At 50.6% G+C, this 11,713-nt stretch carries 6 protein-coding genes; 5 read left to right on the forward strand and 1 reads right to left on the reverse strand.

Annotation, left to right across the window (positions count from 1 at the left end):
* Nucleotides 1–225: 225 nt before the first annotated feature.
* A complete protein-coding gene (locus AB8516_RS10500) occupies nucleotides 226–1,797 on the reverse strand; it encodes a methyl-accepting chemotaxis protein (protein ID WP_369160426.1) in 1,572 nt (523 codons plus the stop codon).
* Nucleotides 1,798–2,031: 234 nt separating this feature from the next.
* Here AB8516_RS10500 and AB8516_RS10505 point away from each other — a divergent pair, with 234 nt between their 5' ends.
* The 5 genes from AB8516_RS10505 to AB8516_RS10525 all read left to right on the forward strand — a co-directional run bounded on the left by AB8516_RS10505 (nucleotide 2,032) and on the right by AB8516_RS10525 (nucleotide 11,709).
* The gene (locus AB8516_RS10505) at nucleotides 2,032–2,895 is read left to right on the forward strand and encodes an ethylbenzene dehydrogenase-related protein (RefSeq protein ID WP_369160428.1); all 864 of its coding nucleotides are present in this window, start codon (nucleotides 2,032–2,034) and stop codon (nucleotides 2,893–2,895) included.
* 2 nt (nucleotides 2,896–2,897) lie between these two features.
* Entirely contained in the window at nucleotides 2,898–6,422 is a 3,525-nt protein-coding gene (locus AB8516_RS10510; RefSeq protein WP_369163261.1) for a response regulator, read from the forward strand.
* Nucleotides 6,409–7,509, forward strand: coding sequence for a two-component system response regulator (locus AB8516_RS10515; protein WP_369160430.1), 1,101 nt, complete (start codon nucleotides 6,409–6,411; stop codon nucleotides 7,507–7,509). Before AB8516_RS10510 ends, AB8516_RS10515 begins: the two co-directional genes overlap by 14 nt.
* A gap of 28 nt (nucleotides 7,510–7,537) precedes the next feature.
* Nucleotides 7,538–9,469 (forward strand): ATP-binding protein, encoded by a 1,932-nt coding sequence (locus AB8516_RS10520; RefSeq protein ID WP_369160432.1) that lies wholly within the window; start codon nucleotides 7,538–7,540, stop codon nucleotides 9,467–9,469.
* 206 nt (nucleotides 9,470–9,675) lie between these two features.
* Nucleotides 9,676–11,709: a TonB-dependent receptor plug domain-containing protein gene (locus AB8516_RS10525; RefSeq protein ID WP_369160434.1), complete on the forward strand. Its 2,034-nt coding sequence runs from the start codon at nucleotides 9,676–9,678 to the stop codon at nucleotides 11,707–11,709.
* Nucleotides 11,710–11,713 lie beyond the last annotated feature (4 nt).

Consider the following 11,713-nt stretch of genomic DNA (forward strand, 5'->3'; position numbering starts at 1 on the left):
GTGGCAGGAATCCCCGATAGATTTAGGGTCTCCATGGATACATGGCGTCGCGATTGCAAAGTTGAATGTATTCGACAGTAAAAAACCTTCTATTTCCTAACTGCTAATCTCTGGGACGGTACTGATTCAGACCTGCCGAATTGATTGTATAGGAAGGTCTCATTTTTTGTTGCGCAATGACCTATCGACCTGGTTTATCATACCCGGGCCACTCCGCATCGCTATTCAGATCCGAAAGCCGCGAACCACGGAGCGCATGTTCTCAGCCAGCCCGGCAAGATCCTTGGAGAGTTCGGTCATGGCCTCCGCGCTACGGGCATTGGTCTGTGCAGCATCTCCCACTGAGTGGATGTTACCGCTGATGTCCTGGGCGACGATGCTCTGTTGATTGGCGGCGGTGGCCACTATCTGGTTGAGGTCGCTGATTTCGGTAATCATCCCCGTGATCTCATTCAACACATCGACAACCTTGCTCGACTGATCGATACCGACCCGCGCCTGGTTGCTGCCCTCATCCATCACCCGGCCCGCCTCATGGGCCCGTCGCTGCAGTTTTTCGATCATCTGATTGATCTCTTCCGTCGATCGTTGGGTGCGGTCCGCCAGGGTTCTGACCTCATCCGCCACCACCGCGAAGCCTCGGCCATGTACACCGGCCCTTGCCGCTTCGATGGCCGCGTTCAGCGCCAATAGATTGGTCTGTTCGGCTATCTCCCTGATCACGTCGAGTATCTTGCCTATCGCGTCACTCTCCGATTCCAGGGTCCGGATCGTCTCAGCCGCCGTCTCGACCTCACCGGCCATGCTGTTGATCATATCCATGGCTTCCCCGACGACCGACCTTCCGGCGGTGGCCGCATCATTCGATTTTCTGGTAGTATCGGCCGCGCTCTCTGCCGTTTTGGCCACCTCGACGATGGAATGGGACATCTCCTCCGAAGCGGTGGCCATCTGCTCGAGTGTGGAGCGCTGTCGACAGATCTCATTACCGACTTCAGCAACGGTTTCCGCCGATTTACAGGCATCAGACGCCAACTGTTTCGCGGTTTCATCCAGGCGTCCGAGCACGGTCCTCAATCCCGCCTGCACCATCACTCCCGCCAACTCCACTGCACCGACATCGCTCATATTGCCCGTATAGACATACTGCATGATCGGGTTATTCACCAGTTGCCTGGCCCGCGCCGCCGATTGTCTCACTTCGCGGGTCGCAATTGATGCCACGCCATAGCTGATCACTATGCCGCCCATCCAACCCAACAGCTGTGGCAACCATGACCAGCCACCCAATAACGAGAAGAGCGCCATCGGCAGGCTGAAGATCAACGCCAGCCAGAAAAACTGACGCAGTGTGCTGCCGGGCCGAAAACGCAGCACGAAGGGTATGCGGCCTTTGCGCAGGGATGTATAGAGTTTCTCCGCCCGTGCCACCCGTTCACGGCTGGGAGCGACACGTACCGACTGGTAACCCACCTTGGCCTCACCCTCATACACCGACGTCACATAGGCGTCCACCCAGTAATAGCCGCCATCCTTGCTGCGGTTTTTCACAATCCCCATCCAGGACTCATCCCGCTTCAGCGTCTCCCATAGATCGGCGAAGGCCTCTGGCGGCATATCCGGGTGGCGAACGATATTGTGGTTGGTATTCAGCAGTTCATCCCGGGAGTACTGACTGATGTCAACAAAGGCCTGATTGGCCTGAGTGATGATACCTTTAAGGTCAGTGGTCGATATGAGTTCAGCGTCCGATGCTACCGAGGATTCCTGATCCTTGATCGGTAGATTGATTTTCATCGCGGTAGGTGCCTTTAAAGACAGATTGAACTACAACGTGTATCGGCCGGATAGACTTTAACTGAAGGACCTTCTGACACATCGAGGGTAAATAGTCACTATTTTCCTGATCTGTAACAATCGGGTCATGCACGACAGATGCCGTTTTATTCGCATATCGGGTAAAGGGTCGGCGCCTTCTGCCGCTATCTGTCGTGATTGAAAGGTTAAAATATAAAGTAAAGAACGACCTCCATGCATGCACTGAGAATCGGATTACTCATGCTGCTGCTTGCTGACTCATCGGCTGCCGAGCAGACGCTGCTGAGCATACACACGGTACAGCCCCCCGTTATCAACGGCGTGGCCGATGACCCCGTATGGTACGAAACAACCCCCATCAAGACCCGGGACGCGGTCGCCGGTATCGATATCGAGTTACACGCCTGCCACGATGAGGAAAACATCTATCTCCTGGCCGTTTTTCCAGATGCCACCGAAAACCGATTGCACAAACCCCTACACTGGAACCCTCAGACGGAACTCTACAGTATGGGGCCGGAGCGAGAGGATACCATCGTCTTAAAATGGGCTATCTCACCCCGAAACACCGATTTAAGCTTGAAAGCGGCATCACCCTACAAGGCCGATATCTGGTACTGGAAATCGGTGCGGACCGACCCTGTCGGCTTTGCCGACGATAAATTTCAGCTCTATTCTGAAAATAAAATGACAAAATCCTTACCGATAATTTCAAAGAAGGGTTCGAGATTTTATCTGATAAGGCGTGGTGACAGGGGCAGATCAGCCTACCGCAATAAAATGCCTATAGACTATGCTGGGGATATTGTCGACGCTTTTAAGATCAGCGAACCCGATGGGAGCCGGGCCGACATCCGCGCCAAAGGGCGATGGCAGGCAGGTGTCTGGCGGGTCGAATTCTCTCGCAAACTGAATACCGGCAACAGCGATGATATCTCTTTTCAGCCTGGGGAGGATTACCGGTTCGGTGTCTCCCGCTACGAGATAGCCGGTCGCGATCCCAATCCCTTACTCGAGATACCACTCTTCGGCAGCGGAGAGGTTGGGGAACCCCTCTGGCTTCGGTTCACTGAGTGAAGATGCTCTTTCTCACCCCCAGCATCAAAGCAATGTTTCGCGTCAGTGCCGTGAGTCTGCTAGCGATTCTTATTACCGTGATCCTGCTGGGTCAGAGCCTGATCAACGAGCTTCATATTAAAAGCAAGGTCTTGAGTGAAATACGTAGTACATCCCAGCAACACATAACACGCATAGTCTACACAATCTCCCGCAGCGAACGGGATTTTCAGCTCTACGCCCAACAGGCTGGGAATAAAGCTGTCAACAGCGAAGAAATCATCGATAACATAGGTCGCGTCTTATCTGATATTGATGAGCAACATCGCCCGGTGGCTGATGAAGCCTATCGGCATTTAAGCAATGCTTTCACGAAAGAGCATGAAGATTCGGCTGACAGCGATCACGCCGACGAGCTATTTCATCAGAAAATCCAATATATAAACAGTTTCAGATCCGCCTTGCAGACACTCCCGCTGGATTCCCTTACGAATAAACCTCGCTTTCAGCAACACTCGATTCTGAACCGACTGTTGATCGAATTGGAATCGCTATTGATCAGTGAACGAGAGACAACAGAAATTCGCTTTGAAGAGATTGTATCACCTCTGAATCAGGCACAAACCGACCTTAAGTCTTTGAGCAAACAGTTTACCGCGCCTCCCGCATATTTACTGCCTGCAGATAATCAAACTTACGATCAAATCAGATCGACACTGAAAAATATTTCCCTCAATCTGAGATGGTATCGAGCTGCAATCCACCAGTACCAGGGAGAGTATGATTTGCAGGACCCATCGGCATCCTACATGTTGAACATTCTCGAGCAATTAAGACCTGTCCAATCACATCTGTTGGAAGACCTGGAATCGGTAAAAACCCTGATCAGCGATCACTTTCATCAACAACAACAGTTGGCTGAACAGGAGATTCTGAAAAAGCGGCGTTTTTTCATTATTATCAGCATTATCGGTGTATTGATTACGCTTGCCACTCAGATAGGTGTATCAAGAGCGATCTCGAAACCGGTCAATCAGATCAAGCAGGGTGTACAGGCCTTCTCAGATGGCAAGCTCGAGTATCGCATACCCACTATCGATCAACTTGAATTCAAACCCCTTGTCAGTGGCATCAACGACATGGCGGAGAAGCTGTTACAACGTACGTCCGAAATTGAAGAAAACATGCGACAGATCGACAGATCAAACAAAAAACTGGCAAAACTGAACAAGAATCTGGAAGAAAAAGTCGAAGAGCGCTCCCGGAAGTATATTGCAGCCGCAAAAAGTGCCGAACAGGCGAGCAGGGCGAAATCCGAGTTCCTGGCCACTATGAGCCATGAAATACGTACGCCGATGAATTCAATCATCGGGATGACCCATCTCGCACTGCTTACGGACAATATGGAACCCAAACAGCGGCGTTACATGGAGAAGGTACGCCAGTCTTCTCAAACTTTGCTGAATATCATTAACGACATCCTCGATTTCTCCAAAATCGAGGCGGGTGGTGTCGTGCTCGAACAAACCACGTTTTCACTGGATGCAATTTTCGATAATCTGAGTAATCTCGTTGGTCAGAAGGCAGCGGAAAAACAGTTGGAGTTTATCTATGATATCGACCAGCAAATTCCACAATTCCTTTTAGGTGATCCAATCAAACTACAACAAATACTCGTAAACCTAAGTGGTAATGCGGTCAAGTTCACCCAACAGGGTGAAGTGGTTGTGCAAGTCAAGCTGCTGGAGCAGGATCAAGATCAGGTACGACTAAATTTCTCTGTCTGCGATACCGGCATTGGTATCGAGCAAGATTACGTTGGACATCTGTTCGACGCCTTTACCCAGGCGGATGGTTCAACTACCCGGCGCTATGGCGGGAGTGGCTTGGGCCTGGCCATATCCCAGCGTTTCATACAAGCCATGGGTGGTGAGATTCAGGTAGAAAGCAAGCCTGGGGACGGGAGCCGCTTTTTCTTTTCCCTAACCCTGATGAAACAGGCCTCTCCTGACATCCGGCCAAGAGCAAAGCTGGGTGTTTTGACCAATAAACCCGCATTGATCGTGGATGACAACGAAAGCGCATGCCATATCCAGCAAGAGATTCTTGAATCCATCGGCTTTACCACAATGACCTGCGCGAGTGGTGGCGCGGCACTGATCGAATTGCTGAAGGCACAAGCGCATGGAAACCCAATCGGCCTGGTCCTGCTCGACTGGAAAATGCCGGGCATGAATGGCGTGGAAGTGCTGGAGGCCATCCATAGGGAGAATGCACTTACTGATCGACCCAAAGTAATCATGCTCACTGCCTATGGGACCGAGGAGCTATTGAGCCAATGCCAAGCCGTCCATCCCGACAGAATATTGACAAAACCACTTAGTCCATCCAGCCTGCTTGAAGGCATCAATCAGCTGCAAATCACAAAACTCGTCCCGGACCAAGATAACATTCAAGACCGTTACACTGTGAATCAGGAGCGTTTCAGTCGCCTGCGTGGCGCACGGGTCCTGCTGGTGGAAGACAATCCACTTAACAGGGAAGTGGCCTGGGAGCTGCTAAGGAACATCGGTATCCAGGTGCAAATTGCACAAAACGGAGCCGAGGCTGTGAAACTACTGGAATCGGAGCGTATGGACGCTGTTTTAATGGATGTGCAGATGCCGGTCATGGATGGTTATACCGCAACCCAGTTCATCCGCGCTCAGGAGGGTTTCGAAAAGGAACAGTTGCCGATTATCGCTATGACTGCCAACGCGATGTCGAGCGATCGGGAAAAATCCCTGAATGTAGGGATGAACGATCATATCGCTAAGCCGGTAAAGGTGGATGAGCTATACGCTGTACTGAGCAAATATATCCCGGATATCACCCGGAGAGGCGTCGAATCCCAACAGTATGTGGCAGCAAATGATTCGGACTCTGTTATCGACGAGCATGTCGGCATGACGGTCTGCAACGGCAATGAGACTCTTTATCAACGCATTCTCAAGCGCTTCCTATCCACAGAATCTGACTTCCTGCAACGTTTCCAGACAGCAGTGGAACAGGATGACCGCAACAGTGCCACACGTCATGCGCATTCACTAAAGAGTTCAGCAGGCAGTATTGGAGCCATCACACTTCAACAGGCTGCACTGAATCTGGAGACAGCTTGCCGCAACAGTGCCCCGACCGAAGACCTGCAGATCCTGATGCGCCAGCTTGAACAACCGCTGAGTGATGTGTTGACCGAACTGCACGGAGTTAAAAATGGAGCCTCTGTTTCCGATGAAACCGATATGCCCGACACTCGCCTGTTGATACCGTTATTGGACCAACTGAAACAGTTACTGGAAAATGACGATACCGCAGTGGTTGATATCATGGATGAATTGAGCAAACTATTGAGCAACTCATCACTAAAGGATGCCTGGATGGGACTGTGTATGGCGGTAGACGATTACGACTTTCAACTAGCACTCAATGAGCTGAAGGATTTGACTTTCGCCTTGGATGTCAGTCAAGAGATGCTGGATGCCGAGGATGGAAGCAATGACGCGGTTTAACGATAAGCCAACGATTTTGATCGTTGACGACACAGCCGGGAATATCGAAGTACTCAGCAGCACACTACGGCCAAAATACCGAGTACGGGCCGCGAAGAACGGCATCAGGGCATTGAGCATCGCGAGGGAAGCCTCCATGCCGGATTTGATCCTGCTCGATATCATGATGCCAGAGATGGATGGTTATGAGACCTGCAGACAGTTAAAGTCGGATCCACTGACCAAACAGATTCCTGTTATTTTCATCACCGCGCTCGCGGATGAGGGTGATGAGGAGAAGGGACTGACCCTGGGTGCCGTCGACTATATCACCAAACCCTTCAAACCAGTACTTGTTCTGGCACGTGTGGATAACCAGCTCGAATTGAAACGCCACAGGGATAACCTGGAAGAGCTGGTGGAAGAGCGCACCAGAGAGCTTATGCTGACACAGGAGGCGACAATAGAGGCCATGGGTGCTTTAGCGGAGTACAGGGATCCGGAAACGGGCGGCCACATAAAACGCACACAGAACTATATGAAAGTGATGGCGGAGACACTCAAAGATAATAACCGCTTCAAGGACTATCTGGATGAAGAAACAATCCGGCTGCTCTATCTCTCCGCGCCGCTTCACGATATCGGCAAGGTCGGCATAAGCGACAATATTCTGTGCAAACCCGGTAAACTCACAGATCAAGAATTTACCCAGATGAAGCAACACACCCTGATGGGAAGCAACACCTTATTGGCTGCGGAAGAGAAATTGGGTAGTAACTCATTCCTCAGTCTCGCCCGGGAGATTGCTGAGTTTCACCATGAGCGATGGGATGGCAAGGGATACCCACATGGTATCGAGGGTAACGCTATTCCGATCTGCGGACGTTTGATGGCAATTGCCGATGTCTATGATGCTCTGATCAGCAAACGGGTCTACAAACCACCATTCCCTCATTCAAAGGCTGTAGGCATCATCCTACAGGGTAGGGGTACGCAGTTTGACCCCGATGTAGTGGATGCTTTTGTTACCTGTTCGGATCAGTTCTTGAAGATCGCTCTGAAATACGCCGATCACCAGGAAGAGATAATGACCCTTAAAGAAGAGTGAATGATGGCTTGCCCTCATACCTGTTACGATGATCGACAATAGCAGACAAACATCAATCTTTTCCAAACAACTCGACCTATTGTTCAGAAGCGGGGTTCCGGCCAATCTGACCGTGGTCGTGATTGCTGTCGTAGTGGCGACCGTTCTCTGGGACACTAATCCTGCAGCGGTTGTCATATGGTTAATCTATATGATTGCAACCGCTGTGATACGTCTGTTTCTGATTATAATGCGGAACCACCGGAAATGGTTTGCCCATGATCACCCTCGCTGGATGCATCTCTACACCCTGGCCACGGGAACAACCGGCATCGGATGGGCGATGTTGATGCTTCCGCTCTATCCTCAGGATCTCGCACTGCAAGCCTTTGTCCTCGTCGTCAGTGCCGGTGTGATTGCTGCCGGTAGTGGTGTGTTGGCCATTTTCATGGCGGCTGTCTACGCTTACAGCCTTCCAGCGCCGATCGCTCTCGCTATACGTTATCTGTTTATTGACCTGGATCTGCCCGAAGGTTTGTTACTCGGCGTGCTGGCCTACACCCTGATGATGATGATGATCGCCCGGTACACCCATCGATCACTCATGGAAAGCCTGGAGCTGAGGTTTGAAAATATCGATCTGATTGAACAGCTAAAAAAGGCCTCAGCAGAGATGACACGTCTCAACCATGGCCTCAGACAAGAGATCAGTGAGCGCTCGAGCATCCAGCACGAGCTGGAAAGACACCGCTATCATCTGGAAGAGCTGGTGGAGGAGAAGACCCGTGAACTTACCCAGGCCAAGGAGACGGCCGAATCAGCCAACCGCGCCAAATCACAATTTCTCGCCAAGATGTCTCATGAAATCCGAACACCGATGAATGGTGTCCTGGGTATGACCGAACTCTTGCTAAACAGTGAATTGAAGCCGACCCAAAAACGATATGCTGAGATTATACAGAATTCTGGCAAATCCCTGTTGGAACTGATCAACGATTTACTCGACATGTCCCGAATCGAAGCGGGAAAGATGCGGCTGCTCAAAACTGAATTCAATCTAGCCGGATTGCTACAGGAAATACATCATCTTTTTATATCCCAAGGCGAGCAGAAGGGTTTAACCATCGAACACTATACGGATCAACAGATACCTGCCGGGATCATCGGCGACAGCACCCGCCTGCGGCAGATATTGATCAACCTTATCGGCAACGCAATCAAGTTCACCGATGCCGGCAGCGTCAAATTCAGTGCTCAGGCGAAACATGAACTCAAAGAGGGCGGATACCTTATTCGATTCGAGATCGAAGATACCGGCCGCGGTATTCCCATGGGTGAAGACAGCATCATTTTTGATTATTTTTCACAGGCCTCGAATGAACACGACATCAACAATAGCGGACATGGTCTGGGACTGACGATCTGTAAGGAACTAATCACTCTTATGGGAGGCGAAATAGGTGTAATACACGGGAATCACAATGGCACCCTATTCTGGTTCGAACTCCCATTCCAATCCGCTAAGGATGAGACAGTGTCAGTAACGCAGCCGGCTGAGGAGACGGCTACAGGCGATCTACCACAGTTGGGAGGGAAAATCCTGCTAGCCGAAGACAATCCAATCAATATAGAACTTGCGACGAGCATGCTCGACAGTCTCGGCTGCCAATACCGTATTGCTGAAAACGGCATGGAGACCCTTGATCTATTGCAAACCGAGACATTCGACCTGCTACTGCTCGACTGTGAGATGCCGGTTTTAGACGGCTATCAGACTGCAACCCGTATCCGGCAACAGGAAAAGTCGCATACACCGCCATCCCATCTGCCTATTATTGCCTGTACTGCCTATGTATCTGAGGACAATGCGGACCGCTGCAAGGCTTCGGGTATGGATGGGTTTATCGGTAAACCCTACAAAATCAAGGAAGTCGCATCGATATTGGAAAACTGGATTGGAAGGAAACCTGAGCATGCCTGAGACAAGTTTGAGAGTGATATTGCATGCCACGTTGCGACACCCACTGCCGTTACCTTTTTGAAAAATGTCCGGTAAAGCAATGGGGGATCGGATCAAAAACATTCAACACTATGATATTTCACCCTACCTATTCAGTTCACCGTTCTCCTTAGAGAATTTCACCCATTGTTCAATTGCAATCAGCTTCCTATCAAAAGTGATTTACCATGCAATCTTCGCTGATTAACACCATATGCACCACCTGGTCCCACCGCATAACCCTCTTCAAGATCCAAGCAGTACTGATCTCATTGATTCTCACCTGTCTGCCGGTATTCGCCGATGACTCGAATGATACTCATGAACTGGAGAGACTGAAGAGCCTGAGTATCGATGATCTGCTGGAACTGACTGTGACATCGGCTACACGGAAGGCACAACCGCTTTCCAATGCGGCAAGCGCCATCTATGTCATCACACAGGAAGATATACACCGCTCCGGTGTGTCTCAACTCCCGGAACTTCTGCGTATGGTGCCAGGTTTGCATGTTGCGAAAATCGATTCCAGCAAATGGGCCATCAGCGCGCGCGGATTCAACGGCCGTTATGCCAATAAACTGCTGGTGCTGATGGATGGCCGCAGTCTCTATACACCTCTTTATTCCGGTGTCTACTGGGATGTACAGGATACTGTACTGGAGGATATTCAACGCATCGAGGTGATTCGAGGACCTGGGGCGACGCTGTGGGGCGCCAACGCTGTAAACGGCGTTATCAATATCATAACGAAGTCTTCCATGAATACGGATGGCGGACTGCTCTCCGTGAGCGGCGGGAACGAAGAACCGGGAACTACAACGATACGTTTAAGCGGTAACACGGATACCGATAACCATTACAGGGTCTATCTCAAAACGTTCAGGAGGAATGGCGCCGTCTTCTTCGATGGCGGTGAAGCGGAGGATCACTGGGATGGTGAGCGGCTTGGCTTCCGGAGAGACAGCATTATCTCCGAGGCAGATCACTTCACCATACAGGGGGATCTCTATAACAGCACAGCCGGCCAGAACAATTTTTCTCCCTTTCCGCCTCCATCGGGCAGTATCGAGAAGGATACGGTCGAAACATCCGGTGGCAATCTGATTGCACGCTGGACACGTCGACATTCCACAGACAGTAATATGAGCCTGCAGTTCTACTATGATCGCACAAACCGCAAAAACGCTACTTTGAGAGAAGGCAGGGATACCTTCGATCTCGATTTTCAAAATGACTTTCTGATTGGTGAAAGGCACGCCATAGTCTGGGGAGCCGGTTACCGTACCAGCCGGGATGAGATTCGATCACCCTCGACTTCCGTGGTCACTCTCGGGCACACCACCAACCGGGACAAAATCATCAGTGCCTTTATCCAGGATGATATCGAATTGGCAGGGGATCGCTTGAATCTTATTCTGGGAGCTAAATTTGAGCGTAACGATTATACCGGCAGCGAACTTCAGCCCAATATCAGAATGATCTGGACACCGGACAAATTCAGTACATACTGGGCTGCCGTGTCTCGGGCGGTACGCACACCTTCGCGTATCGAGACGGACGTGAATATCCAAATCGGTCCCATCTTCGTATCCGGTAATAGTGAATTCGATGCAGAAAAGTTATTTGCTTACGAATTTGGCTACCGAACACAAGCGATACCTAACCTCTCATTTGATATTGCCACTTTCTACAACCAATATGATGACCTGACTACATTCGAAATGCTCCCTCCTCCCTTTCCCGGCATCACCCTCATATCACTCGACAACAGGATGAGCGGAAAGAGTTACGGCCTGGAACTGGTCGCCAACTGGACCGTCACAGACCATTGGCAAATAAAGATGTCCCATGCCTGGCTCAAAGTAGATCTGCAGAACGACAGCACCAGCAACGATACCACCTCCGCCGAAACAACCGACATCACTCCCGAACATCAGCTTCAACTACGCTCTCAACTCGACCTTCCGCATCAAATTGAATTTGATACCAGCCTCTATTATGTCGACAAGATCCCCAATTCAGACATAACGGGCTATACCCGCCTTGATATGAGATTGGGATGGCGACCAAACCCCTCACTGGAGGTCGCGCTCTCCTTACAGAATCTACTGGATGATGAGCACCCTGAATTTATCGAGTTTTCCGGATTTGCCGGCCCTATCGGATTGAAGTCGACCCAGGTCGAACGTAGTGCATTGCTGCAGCTGGAGTGGAAATTCTGACACC

The sequence above is a fragment of the Candidatus Thiodiazotropha sp. LNASS1 genome, assembly GCF_964212655.1.
GTDB lineage: Bacteria > Pseudomonadota > Gammaproteobacteria > Chromatiales > Chromatiaceae > Thiodiazotropha.